The sequence below is a fragment of the Enterobacter sp. MGH 37 genome (assembly GCF_000534515.1).
Taxonomy (GTDB): Bacteria; Pseudomonadota; Gammaproteobacteria; order Enterobacterales; family Enterobacteriaceae; genus Enterobacter; species Enterobacter kobei.
Window position 1 is genome coordinate 434,733 of the sequence record NZ_KI973205.1, and the last position, 14,557, is coordinate 449,289.

Here is a 14,557-nt window from a genome sequence, read left to right on the forward strand (position 1 = left end):
GGGTCGTTAGCTCAGTTGGTAGAGCAGTTGACTTTTAATCAATTGGTCGCAGGTTCGAATCCTGCACGACCCACCAATGTAGAAAGGCGCCCTAAAGGCGCCTTTTTGCTATCTGCAATTCTATAAATGCTCCACACCTCTATTCCCGGTGACTTTTCACTCCAGATTCGCTATCTTGTTTAGTATACAAAACACAATTGCCATGCGTTTTGCTATGTCAGGCAAAAGAAAGGCAATATTGTTAAGCCCGTAAAACGAGAAGCCATAATGAGTGTGATGTTTGATCCCGAAGCCGCCATCTATCCGTTTCCGCCAAAACCTGTTCCGCTAAGCCAGGACGAAAAACAGTTCTACCGCGAGAAGATCAAACGTCTTCTGAAAGAGCGAGACGCGGTGATGGTGGCGCATTACTACACCGACCCGGAAATCCAGCAACTGGCGGAAGAGACCGGGGGCTGCATCTCTGACTCTCTGGAGATGGCGCGCTTTGGCGCAAAACATCCTGCTTCCACGCTGCTTGTTGCTGGCGTGCGTTTTATGGGCGAAACGGCGAAAATTCTCAGCCCGGAAAAAACCATTTTGATGCCGACGCTGAATGCCGAGTGTTCGCTCGATCTTGGCTGCCCGATTGACGCGTTCACCGCCTTCTGCGACGCCCATCCTGACCGTACCGTGGTGGTTTATGCCAACACCTCCGCGGCGGTAAAAGCGCGGGCAGACTGGGTCGTGACTTCCAGCATCGCCGTTGAGCTGATTGAGCATCTGGACAGCCTGGGTGAGAAAATTATCTGGGGACCTGACCGACATCTCGGCAATTATGTTCAGAAGCAGACAGGCGCTGACGTCCTCTGCTGGCAGGGGGCCTGTATTGTGCACGACGAATTCAAAACCCAGGCGCTGGCACGCATGAAGGCGCTTTATCCTGACGCCGCCATTCTTGTTCACCCTGAATCACCCCAGTCCATTGTCGACATGGCGGATGCCGTGGGTTCAACCAGCCAGCTTATCAACGCGGCCAGAACGCTGCCGCACAAGCAGCTCATCGTGGCGACCGATCGCGGTATCTTTTATAAGATGCAGCAGGCCGTGCCGGAGAAAGAGCTCCTTGAAGCCCCAACGGCAGGCGAGGGCGCGACGTGTCGCAGCTGCGCGCATTGCCCGTGGATGGCGATGAACGGTCTGAAAGCGATTGCCGAAGGGCTGGAGACGGGCGGCGCCGCGCATGAAATTCATGTCGATGCTGCGCTGCGCGAAGGTGCGTTAATTCCGCTTAACCGCATGCTGGATTTTGCGGCTACACTACGTACTTAATTCAAAACGTTCCGGGGAAAAGATGGATTTTTTTAGCACGCAGAACATTCTGGTTCATATACCGATTGGTGCAGGTGGCTATGACCTGTCATGGATTGAGGCCGTCGGCACGCTGGCGGGTTTACTCTGCATCTGGCTGGCAAGCCTGGAGAAAATCAGCAATTACGCGTTCGGGCTGATTAACGTTACGCTGTTTGCGATTATCTTCTTCCAGATCCAGCTGTACGCCAGCCTGCTTTTGCAGTTGTTCTTCTTCGCCGCCAATATTTACGGCTGGTACGCATGGTCGCGGCAGAACAGCCAGCAGGAGGCTGAGCTACAGATCCGCTGGCTACCCCTGCCGAAAGCCATTGCCTGGTTTGTCGCTTGCGTGGTTGCTATTGGTTTCATGACCGTTTATATCAACCCGGTGTTTGCCTTCCTGACCCGCGTGGCCGTTTCGGCTATGTCCGGTATCGGCCTGAGCGTAACGATGCCAGAACTTCAGCCGGATGCTTTCCCGTTCTGGGATTCCTGCATGATGGTGCTGTCAATTGCGGCGATGATCCTGATGACCCGTAAATACGTTGAGAACTGGCTGCTGTGGGTCATCATCAACGTTATCAGCGTGGTCGTTTTCGCGCTGCAGGGCGTCTATGCGATGTCGCTGGAATATCTGCTGCTGACCTTCATTGCCCTGAATGGCAGCCGTATGTGGATTAAGAGCGCGCGTGAGCGAGGCTCTCACGCGCTTTCCCGCTAATGGTGATGATGGTGTGAATGGTCGGGCTGCGCCTCGTTAAGGTGGCAGTCCGGCCCGTTACAGGCCTGATACTCCATCTGGACGGTGGCGTGGCCAATCTCGTAATGATGTTCCAGGAAGTGATGAATGCGTTCCAGTAATGCATCGTGATCGTGAGGTGGGATCACCTGAACGTGTAGCGTCATCACCGGTTTTTCACCTACCTGCCAGACATGCACATGATGAACATTGCGCACTTCCGGGACAGAACGGCGCAGGTTACGCTTCAGCTCGTCAATGTCCATGGATGCGGGTGCCCCTTCAAGGAGTTCATTGACGCTCTCCTTCAGCAGACTCCAGGCGCTACGTAAAACCAGACACGATACCAGCACGGAGAGAATCGGGTCGACTGGCGTCCAGCCGGTATAGAGGATCACCAGCGCGGCGACTATCGCCCCGACTGAGCCGAGCAAATCCCCCAGCACATGCAGGGCAGCAGCGCGCACGTTGAGGTTCTTTTCCCCGCTGCCGCGATGCAAAATCCAGAATGCCAGAATATTTGCCAGCAGCCCCGCGACGGCAATCACCATCATTGTCGTTCCGGCTATTGGCTGCGGGTGCCTGAAGCGTTGGATGGCTTCCCAGACGATAAGAATAGTAATGACCACCAGCGCGATGGCGTTAACAAACGCGGCAAGCGTAGTCAGCCTCAACCAGCCGAAGGTATGGCGTGCGTTCGGAGGACGACGAGCAAATTGCACTGCTAGCAGAGCGAAGAGTAGCGCTGCGGCATCGGTCAGCATGTGCCCGGCATCAGCCAGCAACGCCAGCGAGCCGGAGACCAGACCGCCAATGACCTCGATAACCATAAACGTGGCCGTAACGCCGAAGGCCAGCATGAGTCGTTTTACGTTGTCATTTCCGGGAGAAGATGCGTGTGAGTGGGTGTGCGCCATGTCTGCTTTCCTGTTTCGTTATTTTTTAGTGTAGCGTTTTTAACAGGTTACTCCAAAAAGAAAGGAGAGCCTGGGCTCTCCTTTCGCATTTAAAGCACTGACGACTTACTGGGTTGTGCCATCGGTTTTGGTATTGGCATCGTTACCCACTTTGTCGTTAGGGTCGGGACATTTGCCGTCCTTACACATTGAGTTCTTATGAACTTCATCTGAACTCATATTGTCGTGATTCATGGTGCCGGAATCACTGCCGTTCGGATGCAGCATGGTGCCGCCGGTATTGGTGTTGCCGGTATTGATCTGGCTGTTATCGACATTATTTGGGGCGATATTTTGTTTCGCATCAGGGGCGACCTGGCCTGCTTCTGCTGCCGCATTGGCATCACCGTTGCTGTCTGAGGTGCCCGTTTCAGCAGCCAGGACGCTGCCGCTTGCCAGGGTGAGAGTGGCGGTCAGGAAGAGGGTTGCCAGTTTTGTCATTTTCATCATGGTGCTCCTGTTCTTGTCGTTACGCTGGATAACTTTCTCCAACAGTGCATCTTTTTAGAGGCGAAAGATTCCGCCTTACGGACTTACGTCAGTAGGGAATCGCGTTTAGGCGTATAAAATTGGTTGTTACAGTTAAAAAGCTTAGGTTAGATCTCATTTTTCGCTATTTTGTGGCGATTTTTAGGCGAATTCCAGGAATTATCTGCGTGAAGTGTAAAACCGTGTTTACACTTCCTGGTCGACAAGATAGATTGAAAGGATTGCTTTCATTACTAAAGATATGGCAGAGCTGGAAAGAAAATGAATTATCAGAACGACGATTTACGCATTAAAGAGATCAATGAGTTATTACCTCCTGTAGCGCTCCTTGAGAAATTCCCCGCCACTGAAAATGCCGCAAACACGGTTTCTCATGCTCGCAAAGCGATCCATAAGATCCTGAAAGGTAATGACGATCGTCTTCTGGTGGTGATTGGTCCATGCTCTATCCACGATCCTGCTGCGGCAAAAGAGTATGCGGCAAGGCTGCTTCAGCTGCGCGAAGAGCTGAAGGATGAGCTGGAAATCGTCATGCGCGTCTATTTTGAAAAACCGCGTACGACCGTTGGCTGGAAAGGGCTCATTAACGATCCGCACATGGATAACAGCTTCCAGATCAACGACGGTCTGCGTATTGCGCGCAAGCTGCTGCTGGAGATCAACGACAGTGGCCTGCCTGCTGCCGGTGAGTTCCTGGACATGATCACGCCACAATACCTGGCTGATTTGATGAGCTGGGGCGCAATTGGTGCCCGTACCACGGAATCTCAGGTTCACCGCGAACTGGCATCCGGTCTCTCTTGTCCGGTTGGTTTTAAAAACGGCACCGACGGCACCATTAAGGTGGCTATCGACGCCATTAACGCAGCGGGTGCACCGCACTGCTTCCTGTCTGTGACCAAATGGGGTCATTCCGCCATCGTGAACACCAGCGGTAACGGGGATTGCCATATTATTCTGCGTGGCGGCAAAGAGCCAAACTACAGTGCAAAACATGTGGCCGACGTGAAGGTCGGGCTGGAAAAAGCCGGGCTGCCACCGCAGGTGATGATCGATTTCAGCCATGCCAACTCCAGCAAGCAGTTTAAAAAGCAGATGGACGTCGGGGCTGATGTCTGTCAGCAGATTGCCGGCGGTGAGAAGGCGGTGATTGGCGTGATGATTGAAAGCCATCTGGTCGAAGGTAACCAGAACCTGGAAGGCAGCGAGCCGCTGGTGTACGGCAAGAGCGTCACGGATGCCTGCATCGGCTGGGACGATACCGACACCCTCCTGCGTCAGCTGGCGAACGCGGTGAAAGCACGTCGCGGTTAAGTCCTGAGGCAGAAATAAAAAAGCGCGGAAGGTTCCGCGCTTTTTTTATGTCTGGCGAAAATTACTTCGCTTTACCCTGGTTCGCGACAGCCGCGGCTTTCGCTGCGATTTCATCCGCGTTACCCAGATAGTAGTGTTTGATTGGTTTGAAGTTTTCGTCGAACTCATACACCAGCGGTACGCCAGTTGGGATGTTCAGTTCAAGAATTTCGTCTTCACCCATGTTGTCCAGGTATTTCACCAGCGCACGCAGGGAGTTACCGTGAGCGGCGATGATCACGCGCTCACCGCTTTTCAGGCGTGGCAGAATGGTTTCGTTCCAGTAAGGCACAACGCGGTCGATGGTCAGCGCCAGGCTTTCGGTGGTTGGCAGCTCAGCGTCAGTCAGTTTCGCGTAACGCGGGTCGTGGCCCGGGTAGCGCTCGTCATCTTTGGTCAGCTCTGGTGGGGTTACCGCGAAGCCGCGACGCCACTGTTTAACCTGCTCGTCACCGTATTTCTCAGCGGTTTCGGCTTTGTTGAGACCCTGCAGCGCACCGTAGTGACGCTCGTTCAGTTTCCAGGATTTCTCAACCGGCAGCCAGGCCTGATCCAGTTCGTCGAGCACGTTCCACAGCGTGTGGATGGCGCGTTTCAGCACAGAGGTGTAAGCAAAATCAAAGCTGAAGCCTTCTTCCTTCAGCAGTTTACCTGCTGCTTTTGCTTCGCTTACGCCTTTCTCAGACAGATCAACGTCGTACCAACCGGTAAAGCGGTTTTCGTTGTTCCACTGGCTTTCGCCGTGACGCACCAGGACCAGCTTAGTAATAGCCATCTCTTACTCCTCAAGCATTTTTAGAATGATAACAATTCTCATTATATTGCTGTGGCCAGGCCAGCAGCAACGCTTAACCCTAACCATAGCGAAAATAGTCTCCGAGTGTAAGATGCTTGTGAATCCAGGGTTATGATTTTGTCTGCGATCGGCGCTATTTTCAGCAAGGGGAGCAGAAAAAAGCCCTCTATGTGAGGGCCTGTCGTTAAGCGCGCGGAATGAAATGATACTCGGTGACGCTCACGTACTCTTCACCCGGGCGCAGAACGCAATCTGGCTGCGGCCATTCCGGATGATTCGGGCTGTCAGGCAGGAACTCGCTCTCCAGTGCCAGACCCTGCCAGTCGCTGTATTCATTGTGTTCGCGTGCCGTTGTGCCGCCAAGATAGTTACCTGAGTAGAACTGCAGGGCAGGGGCGGTGGTATAAACGGTCATCTGCAGCTTCTCATCAGCAGACCAGACCTGCGCGGCGGGCTGGCTGAGATCGCCTTTGGCCTGCAACAGGAAAGCGTGGTCGTAGCCTTTCACCTTGCGCTGATCGTCATCACTCAGGAAATCCTGTGCGATAGCTTTCGCATTGCGGAAGTCGAAGCTGGTGTCGTTCACCTGCTTCAGGCCCTTATACGGTATGCCCATTTCGTCAACCGGCAGGTACGCGTCCGCAAGGATTTGCAGCTTGTGGTTGCGCACGTCGCACTGGTTGCCGTCCAGATTAAAGTAGGCATGGTTAGTCAGGTTAACCGGACACGGCTTGTCGACCGTGGCACGGTATTCGATGGCGATTCGGTTGTCGTCGGTTAGCGTGAAGCGTGCTGAGGCGATAAGGTTGCCCGGGAAGCCCTGATCGCCATCAGGTGAATCCAGCGAGAACAGCACTTCGCTGTCATTTTGACGGACAATTTTCCAGCGGCGTTTATCAAACCCTTCCGGTCCGCCGTGAAGCTGGTTCTCACCCTGACTTGGAAGGAGAGGGTACGCCACGCCGTCGAGTTCGAAACGGCTTTTAGCGATGCGGTTGGCATAGCGGCCGACGGACGCTCCCAGAAAAGCCGATTGGTTAACATACTGCTCAGGCGATGCACAGCCGAGCATCGTTTCACGCACGCTGCCGTCCGGCATCGGTACGCGGGCGGAGAGCAGGGTTGCACCCCAGTCCATCAGCGTAACCACCATCCCTGCGCGGTTGCGCAGGGTTAACAGGCGATACGGCAGACCATCCGGTGCGAGGGTAGGTGTTTCGTTTAGCACTGTCCGGCTCCTTGTGATGCTTTACATACATAGAAGGTTTCTTTAATACCTGTTTTTGCTTCGTACTGCTTCGTCACGGCATCCTGTACAGCAGGGACCAGCTCTTCCGGCACCAGCGCAACGATGCAGCCCCCGAAGCCACCGCCGGTCATGCGCACACCGCCTTTATCGCCGATGGTCGCTTTGACGATCTCAACCAGGGTATCAATTTGCGGGACGGTGATTTCAAAGTCATCGCGCATGGAGGCATGCGATTCAGCCATCAGTTCTCCCATGCGTTTCAGGTCGCCTTTCGCCAGCGCGGACGCGGCTTCAACGGTACGGGCGTTCTCCGTCAGCACGTGACGAACGCGTCTGGCGACAACCGGATCCAGCTCATGCGCAACCTTATTGAATTCATCAAGCGTCACGTCGCGCAGGGCGGGCTGCTGGAAGAAGCGTGCACCGGTTTCACACTGCTCGCGGCGGGTGTTGTACTCGCTGCCCACCAGCGTGCGCTTAAAATTACTGTTGATAATCACAACAGCCGCGCCTTTGGGCAGCGGAACGGCTTTGGTGCCAAGCGAGCGGCAGTCGATCAGCAGCGCGTGCTCTTTTTTGCCCAGCGCGGAGATCAGCTGGTCCATAATGCCGCAGTTACAGCCCACGAACTGGTTTTCTGCTTCCTGACCGTTAAGGGCGATTTGCGCCCCGTCCAGCGGCAGATGATAAAGCTGCTGGAACACGGTCCCCACGGCGACTTCCAGAGAGGCAGAGGAGCTTAAGCCCGCGCCCTGTGGCACGTTGCCGCTGATCACTAAATCCGCACCGCCAAAGTTCTTGTTACGCTTCTGCAGATGCTTCACCACGCCGCGCACATAGTTAGACCACTGCTGGCTGTCGTGCGTCACAATGGGGGCATCAAGGGAAAACTCGTCGGTTTCGTTACCGTAATCCGCCGCTATTACGCGGACGTTACGGTCGTCGCGCTTTGCGCAACTAATAACCGTCTGGTAATCAATGGCACACGGCAGCACAAAACCGTCGTTGTAGTCAGTATGTTCACCGATCAGATTGACGCGGCCAGGCGCCTGAATAACATGGGTGGCAGGGTAGCCAAATTTCTCAGCAAACAGGGATTGTGTTTTATCTTTCAGACTCATTTTTTAGACTCCTGATTCGCGATAGTGGACGTCACTCACGGCACGCAGACGTTCGGCTGCCTGTTCCGCCGTCAGGTCACGCTGGGTTTCCGCCAGCATTTCATAGCCCACCATGAACTTACGTACCGTCGCAGAGCGAAGCAGTGGCGGATAGAAATGGGCATGCAGCTGCCAGTGTTGGTTCTCTTCACCGTTAAACGGTGCGCCGTGCCAGCCCATGGAATACGGGAAAGAGCACTGGAACAGGTTGTCGTAACGGCTGGTCAGTTTCTTCAGCGCCAGCGCAAGGTCGTCGCGCTGTGCGTCGCTGAGATCGGTCATACGCTGTATGTGCGCTTTCGGCAACAGCAGCGTTTCAAACGGCCAGGCGGCCCAGTAAGGTACGACGGCGAGCCAGTGTTCGGTTTCCACCACGGTACGGCTGCCATCGGCCAGCTCACGCTGGGTGTAATCAACCAGCATGGGTGAGCCGTTTTCCTCGAAATAGGCTTTTTGCAGGCGGTCTTCGCGTTCGGCTTCGTTAGGCAGGAAGCTGTTCGCCCAGATCTGGCCGTGCGGATGCGGGTTGGAGCAGCCCATCGCCGCACCTTTGTTTTCAAATACCTGCACCCACGGGTAAGTCTGCCCCAGCTCAGCGGTTTGCGCCTGCCAGGTGCCGATCACCTCTTTCAGTGCCTCAACGCTCAGCTCCGGCAGCGTTTTGCTGTGATCGGGCGAGAAGCAGATCACGCGGCTGGTACCCCGCGCGCTTTCACAGCGCATCAGCGGGTCATGGCTCGCGGGCGCGTCCGGCGTGTCGGTCATTAGCGCAGCAAAATCGTTGGTGAAGACGAAGGTGCCTTTGTAGTCCGGGTTTTTATCTCCGGTGACGCGCGTGTTGCCCGGACACAGGAAGCAATCCGGGTCATGCTGCGGTAGCGTTTGTTTCGCAGGCGTCTCTTGCGCCCCCTGCCAGGGGCGCTTGGCGCGATGCGGAGACACCAAAATCCATTGTCCGCTTAACGGGTTAAAACGACGATGCGGATGATCGACGGGATTAAACGAAGTCATGAAGGATCCTTAGTCCGGATAGCCTTGCGGGTGGCGTGACTGCCAGTGCCAGGTATCCTGTGCCATTTCATCAAGCGTGCGGGTCACACGCCAGTTAAGCTCTTTGTCGGCTTTGGTGGCATCCGCCCAGTAAGCGGGCAGGTCACCATCACGACGCGGTGCGAAGTGGTAGTTCACTGGCTTACCGCAGGCTTTGCTGAAGGCGTTAACCACGTCCAGCACGCTGCTGCCGACCCCGGCGCCGAGGTTGTAAATATGCACGCCCGGTTTATCTGCCAGCTGTTGCATGGCCGCAACGTGACCGTCGGCCAGATCCATCACGTGGATATAGTCGCGCACGCCGGTGCCGTCCTGGGTTGGGTAGTCGTTACCAAAAATCGCCAGCGACTCACGACGGCCTACCGCCACCTGGGCGATATACGGCATCAGGTTGTTCGGGATGCCCTGCGGATCTTCACCCATATCGCCAGACGGATGGGCGCCGACCGGGTTGAAGTAGCGCAGCAAGGCGATGCTCCATTCCGGCTGCGCTTTTTGCAGATCGGTCAGGATCTGTTCCACCATCAGCTTGCTTTTGCCGTACGGGCTTTGTGGCGTGCCTGTCGGGAAACTTTCAACGTAGGGGATTTTTGGCTGATCGCCATAGACGGTGGCGGAGGAGCTGAAGATAAAGTTTTTAACGTTCGCCGCACGCATGGCGGAGATGAGACGCAGGGTACCGTTGACGTTGTTGTCGTAATACTCAAGCGGCTTCGCAACGGATTCACCGACGGCTTTCAGACCGGCGAAGTGGATCACCGCTTCAATGGCGTGGTCGTGAAGGATTTCGGTCATCAGCGCTTCGTTGCGGATGTCGCCTTCCACGAAAGTGGGTTGTTTCCCGCCAAGACGTTCAATCACCGGCAGCACGCTGCGCTTACTATTGCACAGGTTGTCGAGGATGATCACATCGTGACCATTTTGCAGCAGTTGCACACAGGTATGACTTCCTATGTAACCGCTACCACCTGTTACCAGAACTCGCATGATTCGCTCCATTAGGCTTATGGTATGTAATAACCATAGCATAACAGAGACGCTAAAAGTGTGACATGGGATAAAATAGTGGAATCGTTTACACTCGTTTTCAAACTCGCTTTTCCAATCACTCAGACCATTCTAGATCAAAGAGATAGTGTTGTAATGATGCAAGTTATCTGAAAAGAGGAGGGCGGGGCCCTCCACGGTTAGTCGATGTGGCTGAGAAGGTAGCGATAGCGCTCGCCGTCCGGAATGAACTCAAGACGATGGGTGATACAGGAAGGGGCATCCTCGGCATGGTGTGAAACAAACAGCAGTTGGGTTTCACCCTCGGCAATGAGAATATCCACAAAGCGACGAATCAGCTGGCGGTTTAGCGGATCCAGACCCTGCAGGGGCTCATCCAGAATTAACAGTGTCGGGTGTTTTACCAGCGCGCGAACGATCAATGCCAGGCGCTGCTGCCCCCATGACAAACTGTGAAACGGCGCGTCAGCCACCCGGCTATCCATCCCCAGAATATCCAGCCACTGCTGGGCCAGCTTGTGCTGCTTGTCCGACACCGCCTGATAAATTCCGATGGAGTCAAAATACCCGGAGAGGATCACGTTACGTACCGTGGTACTGACCCGGTAATCCAGATGTAGGCTGCTGCTGACGTAGCCGATATGTTTTTTAATATCCCAGATGGTTTCACCGCTGCCGCGACGACGGCCAAACAACGTGAGATCGTTGCTATAGCCCTGCGGATGGTCGCCGGTGATGAGGCTCAGCAGCGTGGATTTTCCCGCGCCATTCGGGCCGACAATCTGCCAGTGCTCGCCCGGATTCACCGTCCAGCTAAGATGGTTAAGGATCGGGCGGTCGTCATAAGAGACGATACCATCACGCAGCACGATGCGTGGCTGGTGAGGATCGAGCGCGTGGCGGGCTGACGGGGCATCGGGTTCCGGAAGGGTGATGCCGTCGAGCTGTTCACTGTGCGCGAGCTGGGCGATCAGCGCCTGCTTAAGCAGCGCCGACTTTTCGCCCGTCTCGGTCAGATGGCAGTCGGCCAGCACACCGGCATGCTGGACAAAATCCGGAATCTCATCAAAGCGGTTAAGTACCAGCACAAGGGTATATCCCTGCTGATTAAGCGAGCCCAGCAGATGCGCCAGCTGCGCCCGGGACTGGACGTCAAGGCCGTCGAACGGTTCGTCGAGGATCAGCAGCTCAGGCTCGCTCATCAGCGCCTGGCAAAGCAGGGTTTTCCGCGTTTCGCCGGTAGAAAGATATTTGAAGCGTCGGTTGAGCAGGGCGGTAATGCCGAACTGTTCAGCCAGGCGCTGACAGCGGGCAGGATCTTTCACCTCATCCTGGATAATTTCCGCCGTTGTACGGCCGGTATCTTCTTCTCCAGGACTGAGTAAATCGGTATTGTTGCGCTGCCATTCGTCGCTCACCAGCTTTTGCAGTTGTTCAAAAGAGAGGCGCGTCAGGCGCGTAACGTCGCTCTGGTATTCCCCTTTGAGGAGGGTGAGCTCCCCCGCCAGCGCACGGGCCAGCGCGGATTTACCGCTGCCGTTAGTGCCAACAAACGCCCAGCTTTCACCCGCGCGTATTGTCAAATCAGCAATCGCCAGCGTCCGGGTATCGCTAAGACGAAACGTACCTTGCGAAATATGCAATAATGCCATGATTTATCCCATTTTTTGCAGCAACAGATGTCAGGGATACTCACTGTCAGCGCGGTTGTCAATGCGCTCAGCACAATGTGGCGATAATCACCCGGTCTGCGTTGAAATATGCGGTGACGACAGCACCTTCTTCTAAGCCGTCCGCCTCGCTGCAAGGTACCGTCGCGCAGAGTGATTGTCCGTCCGCCAGCGTCATAAGCACTTCGCATTGCGCCTTACCGCGTTCAATATGGCTGATTGCGCCCGATAGCTGGTTATCCGCTGCCTGTGCCGTGTCGGGGTTACGCGTGATATTGACCCATGGCGCTTTCAGTAACACCAGCACCTCTTTACCTTCATCCAGGCCAAGGCGCTCTGCACTCTGCGCGGTGATTGCGGCTTTCAGACGCGTTGTTCCATCGGCAAGCAGGATCTCAACATGCTGTTGTATCTGAAGATTATCGCGCGCCGTCACCGTACCAAACCACTGGTTGCGGGCGCTGGTTTGTAACGAGAAGCGGGAAATGGCGGCCAGCAAACTGTCCAGTGGAACGCTATCGTCATCACTCAGTACATCAAACGCTTTTTGCTGGATCTGGCCCAGAAGATCGTAAAGCTGAATCAGGCGCTGGCCGTAGCGCGTCACCCTGGCGCCGCCACCGCCCTTACCGCCCGTGGCTCTGTCCACCAGCGGGTGTTCGCTCAGGGTGTTCATTTCATTGATGGCATCCCAGGCGCTTTTATAGCTGATCCCGGCATTCTTTGCCCCCTGGCTAATCGAGCCCGTTTGTTCTATTTGTTTAAGCAGGGCTATACGTCTGGGGTCGGCAAAAAGCTTTTGCTGTAGTCGGAGAGTAAGAAGAATTTCGGCCTGCATAACAGTGTCCTGGCAAAAAGGATATTGTGACCCAAATGGTGCGGGGCGCAAAGGCTACCGCACAAAAGGGGATGTTTTTCTTACTTTTCAGGGTAGAATAAGCCCTTCACAATATCTGGAGAAAACCATGTTAGAGTTGTTGAAAAGTCTGGTATTCGCCGTGATCATGGTGCCAGTAGTGATGGCCATCATCCTCGGTGCCATCTACGGCCTGGGTGAAGTGTTCAACCTCTTTTCGAACATTGGTCACAAAGACCAGGCTAAAAAGCAGCATTGATTCCCTTCAAAACGCCCGGCTAGCCCGGGCGTTTTGCTCTCAAGCTTTTCTCATTTTCTCCGATAGTATTAAGAATCAGTCCAGCTTACCCCTTGAGCGGTACGATATAGCGCTGGGATCTCCATGAAGATATCGTTATATTATCGCCTATATAACGCTATATACAGGAGCTACAAATGGCACGTTCATGGGTACGTCTTTTCGCAGGGGCAACGCTGACGCTTTCACTTGCCGGGCAGGCGCTGGCGGACGACGGAAAAATTACGGTTTTTGCGGCGGCGTCACTGACCAACGCGCTGCAGGATATTGCGGCGGCATATAAAAAAGAGAAGAACGTCGATGTTGTCTCCTCTTTCGCCTCTTCATCTACGCTGGCGCGCCAGATAGAAGCGGGGGCACCGGCGGATCTGTTCATTTCAGCCGATCAGAAATGGATGGATTACGCGGCGGAGAAGAAATCAATTGATCCGGCAACCCGCGAAACGCTGCTGGGGAATAGCCTGGTTGTGGTGGCACCAAAAGCCAGCGCGCAGGCGGATATTACCATTAACAAAGAGACCAACTGGATGAGCCTGCTTAACGGTGGCCGTCTGGCGGTGGGCGATCCGGAGCATGTTCCGGCGGGGATCTACGCCAAAGAAGCGCTGCAAAAACTGGGCGCGTGGGAGACATTGTCGCCGAAACTGGCGCCGGCGGAAGATGTACGCGGTGCGCTGGCGCTGGTGGAACGCAACGAAGCCCCGCTGGGGATTGTATATGGCTCTGATGCCGTTGCCAGCAAGGGTGTGAAAGTGGTTGCAACGTTCCCGGAAGACTCCCACAAGAAAGTGGAATATCCTGTCGCGATTGTTGATGGACATAAAAACGCGACCGTGACGGCCTTTCGCGATTACCTGAAGGGGCCAGAAGCGTCCGCAATCTTTAAACGTTATGGATTTACGACTCACTGATGATATTGACCGATCCTGAATGGCAGGCTGTTCTGCTGAGCCTTAAAGTCTCTTCCCTGGCGGTTGCGCTGAGTTTGCCCTTTGGGATCTTCTTTGCCTGGTTACTGGTGCGCTGCCGGTTTCCCGGCAAAGCGCTGCTCGACAGCGTACTTCATCTCCCGCTCGTTTTACCCCCCGTGGTGGTCGGCTATCTGTTGCTGATTTCGATGGGGCGACGCGGTTTTATCGGCGAGAAGCTCTACGACTGGTTTGGGCTGACGTTCGCCTTTAGCTGGCGCGGTGCGGTACTGGCCGTGGCGGTGATGTCATTTCCGCTGATGGTGAGGGCGATCCGCCTCGCGCTGGAAGGGGTGGACATGAAGCTCGAACAGGCGGCCCGCACGCTGGGTGCCGGGCGCTGGCGCGTCTTTTTCACCATCACGCTCCCGCTTACGCTGCCGGGGATTATAGTTGGCACGGTACTGGCGTTTGCCCGTTCGCTGGGCGAGTTCGGCGCGACCATCACGTTTGTATCGAACATTCCCGGCGAGACGCGAACGATTCCGTCAGCCATGTACACCCTGATTCAAACACCCGGCGGAGAAGGCGCGGCGGCGCGACTGTGCATCATTTCAATCGTCCTGGCCCTGGCTTCGCTGCTGGTGTCTGAATGGCTGGCGCGGCTGAGTCGCGAACGGATGGGGAAATAAG

The 14,557-nt window shown here is 55.1% G+C and carries 15 protein-coding genes and 1 tRNA gene; 7 read left to right on the forward strand and 9 right to left on the reverse strand.

Annotated features, from left to right (window positions below):
• The 3 genes from L383_RS21585 (at window position 1) to pnuC (ending at window position 2,053) form a co-directional block, all read left to right on the forward strand.
• Window positions 1–76, forward strand: a tRNA-Lys gene (locus tag L383_RS21585).
• Between the two features lie 191 nt (window positions 77–267).
• Window positions 268–1,311 (forward strand): quinolinate synthase NadA, encoded by a 1,044-nt coding sequence (gene nadA, locus L383_RS21580; RefSeq protein ID WP_023332429.1) that lies wholly within the window; start codon window positions 268–270, stop codon window positions 1,309–1,311.
• Between the two features lie 22 nt (window positions 1,312–1,333).
• Window positions 1,334–2,053, forward strand: a complete 720-nt coding sequence (pnuC, locus tag L383_RS21575) for a nicotinamide riboside transporter PnuC (protein ID WP_023332430.1) — start codon at window positions 1,334–1,336, stop codon at window positions 2,051–2,053.
• On the opposite strand, the gene zitB is transcribed toward pnuC, so the two are convergent.
• Complete coding sequence (gene zitB / locus L383_RS21570; protein ID WP_023332431.1) at window positions 2,050–2,988, reverse strand: CDF family zinc transporter ZitB; 939 nt, start codon at window positions 2,986–2,988, stop codon at window positions 2,050–2,052. The two genes, pnuC and zitB, sit on opposite strands and share 4 nt — an antisense overlap.
• 105 nt (window positions 2,989–3,093) lie before the next feature.
• On the reverse strand, window positions 3,094–3,474 hold the full coding sequence (locus L383_RS21565; RefSeq protein WP_014883051.1) for a protein YbgS: 381 nt from the start codon (window positions 3,472–3,474) through the stop codon (window positions 3,094–3,096).
• Between the two features lie 303 nt (window positions 3,475–3,777).
• Between L383_RS21565 and aroG the strand changes: the two genes are divergently transcribed.
• Window positions 3,778–4,830 carry a 3-deoxy-7-phosphoheptulonate synthase AroG gene (gene aroG / locus L383_RS21560; RefSeq protein ID WP_014883052.1) on the forward strand — a complete coding sequence of 351 codons (1,053 nt, stop codon included), beginning with the start codon at window positions 3,778–3,780 and terminating at the stop codon, window positions 4,828–4,830.
• Between the two features lie 61 nt (window positions 4,831–4,891).
• Here the strand turns inward: aroG and gpmA are convergent, their stop codons facing one another.
• From gpmA to modE, 7 genes are all read right to left on the reverse strand, one after another.
• Window positions 4,892–5,644, reverse strand: coding sequence for a 2,3-diphosphoglycerate-dependent phosphoglycerate mutase (gpmA, locus tag L383_RS21555; protein ID WP_008501111.1), 753 nt, complete (start codon window positions 5,642–5,644; stop codon window positions 4,892–4,894).
• A gap of 205 nt (window positions 5,645–5,849) precedes the next feature.
• Window positions 5,850–6,893, reverse strand: a complete 1,044-nt coding sequence (gene galM / locus L383_RS21550) for a galactose-1-epimerase (protein ID WP_023332432.1) — start codon at window positions 6,891–6,893, stop codon at window positions 5,850–5,852.
• On the reverse strand, window positions 6,887–8,035 hold the full coding sequence (galK, locus tag L383_RS21545; RefSeq protein WP_014883054.1) for a galactokinase: 1,149 nt from the start codon (window positions 8,033–8,035) through the stop codon (window positions 6,887–6,889). The genes galM and galK overlap by 7 nt, the downstream gene beginning before the upstream one ends.
• A 3-nt stretch (window positions 8,036–8,038) precedes the next feature.
• Window positions 8,039–9,085 carry a galactose-1-phosphate uridylyltransferase gene (galT, locus tag L383_RS21540; RefSeq protein WP_023332433.1) on the reverse strand — a complete coding sequence of 349 codons (1,047 nt, stop codon included), beginning with the start codon at window positions 9,083–9,085 and terminating at the stop codon, window positions 8,039–8,041.
• 9 nt (window positions 9,086–9,094) lie between these two features.
• A complete protein-coding gene (gene galE / locus L383_RS21535; RefSeq protein WP_023332434.1) occupies window positions 9,095–10,111 on the reverse strand; it encodes a UDP-glucose 4-epimerase GalE in 1,017 nt (338 codons plus the stop codon).
• 200 nt (window positions 10,112–10,311) lie between these two features.
• Window positions 10,312–11,784: a molybdate ABC transporter ATP-binding protein ModF gene (gene modF / locus L383_RS21530; RefSeq protein WP_023332435.1), complete on the reverse strand. Its 1,473-nt coding sequence runs from the start codon at window positions 11,782–11,784 to the stop codon at window positions 10,312–10,314.
• Window positions 11,785–11,851: 67 nt separating this feature from the next.
• On the reverse strand, window positions 11,852–12,640 hold the full coding sequence (modE, locus tag L383_RS21525) for a molybdenum-dependent transcriptional regulator (RefSeq protein ID WP_023332436.1): 789 nt from the start codon (window positions 12,638–12,640) through the stop codon (window positions 11,852–11,854).
• 127 nt (window positions 12,641–12,767) lie between these two features.
• Here modE and L383_RS21520 point away from each other — a divergent pair, with 127 nt between their 5' ends.
• The 3 genes from L383_RS21520 to modB all read left to right on the forward strand — a co-directional run bounded on the left by L383_RS21520 (window position 12,768) and on the right by modB (window position 14,556).
• Window positions 12,768–12,917 carry an AcrZ family multidrug efflux pump-associated protein gene (locus tag L383_RS21520; protein ID WP_014883059.1) on the forward strand — a complete coding sequence of 50 codons (150 nt, stop codon included), beginning with the start codon at window positions 12,768–12,770 and terminating at the stop codon, window positions 12,915–12,917.
• A gap of 176 nt (window positions 12,918–13,093) precedes the next feature.
• Window positions 13,094–13,867, forward strand: coding sequence for a molybdate ABC transporter substrate-binding protein (gene modA / locus L383_RS21515; RefSeq protein ID WP_014883060.1), 774 nt, complete (start codon window positions 13,094–13,096; stop codon window positions 13,865–13,867).
• Window positions 13,867–14,556 (forward strand): molybdate ABC transporter permease subunit, encoded by a 690-nt coding sequence (gene modB / locus L383_RS21510; protein ID WP_023332437.1) that lies wholly within the window; start codon window positions 13,867–13,869, stop codon window positions 14,554–14,556. Before modA ends, modB begins: the two co-directional genes overlap by 1 nt.
• Window position 14,557 lies beyond the last annotated feature (1 nt).

Bases quoted from the DNA above. Each gene is read 5' to 3' on its own strand.
- nadA (WP_023332429.1), top strand. From the start codon at position 268: ATGAGTGTGATGTTTGATCCCGAAGCCGCCATCTATCCGTTTCCGCCA.
- pnuC (WP_023332430.1), top strand. From the start codon at position 1,334: ATGGATTTTTTTAGCACGCAGAACATTCTGGTTCATATACCGATTGGT.
- zitB (WP_023332431.1), bottom strand. From the start codon at position 2,988: ATGGCGCACACCCACTCACACGCATCTTCTCCCGGAAATGACAACGTA.
- L383_RS21565 (WP_014883051.1), bottom strand. From the start codon at position 3,474: ATGAAAATGACAAAACTGGCAACCCTCTTCCTGACCGCCACTCTCACC.
- aroG (WP_014883052.1), top strand. From the start codon at position 3,778: ATGAATTATCAGAACGACGATTTACGCATTAAAGAGATCAATGAGTTA.
- gpmA (WP_008501111.1), bottom strand. From the start codon at position 5,644: ATGGCTATTACTAAGCTGGTCCTGGTGCGTCACGGCGAAAGCCAGTGG.
- galK (WP_014883054.1), bottom strand. From the start codon at position 8,035: ATGAGTCTGAAAGATAAAACACAATCCCTGTTTGCTGAGAAATTTGGC.
- galT (WP_023332433.1), bottom strand. From the start codon at position 9,085: ATGACTTCGTTTAATCCCGTCGATCATCCGCATCGTCGTTTTAACCCG.
- galE (WP_023332434.1), bottom strand. From the start codon at position 10,111: ATGCGAGTTCTGGTAACAGGTGGTAGCGGTTACATAGGAAGTCATACC.
- modF (WP_023332435.1), bottom strand. From the start codon at position 11,784: ATGGCATTATTGCATATTTCGCAAGGTACGTTTCGTCTTAGCGATACC.
- modE (WP_023332436.1), bottom strand. From the start codon at position 12,640: ATGCAGGCCGAAATTCTTCTTACTCTCCGACTACAGCAAAAGCTTTTT.
- L383_RS21520 (WP_014883059.1), top strand. From the start codon at position 12,768: ATGTTAGAGTTGTTGAAAAGTCTGGTATTCGCCGTGATCATGGTGCCA.
- modA (WP_014883060.1), top strand. From the start codon at position 13,094: ATGGCACGTTCATGGGTACGTCTTTTCGCAGGGGCAACGCTGACGCTT.
- modB (WP_023332437.1), top strand. From the start codon at position 13,867: ATGATATTGACCGATCCTGAATGGCAGGCTGTTCTGCTGAGCCTTAAA.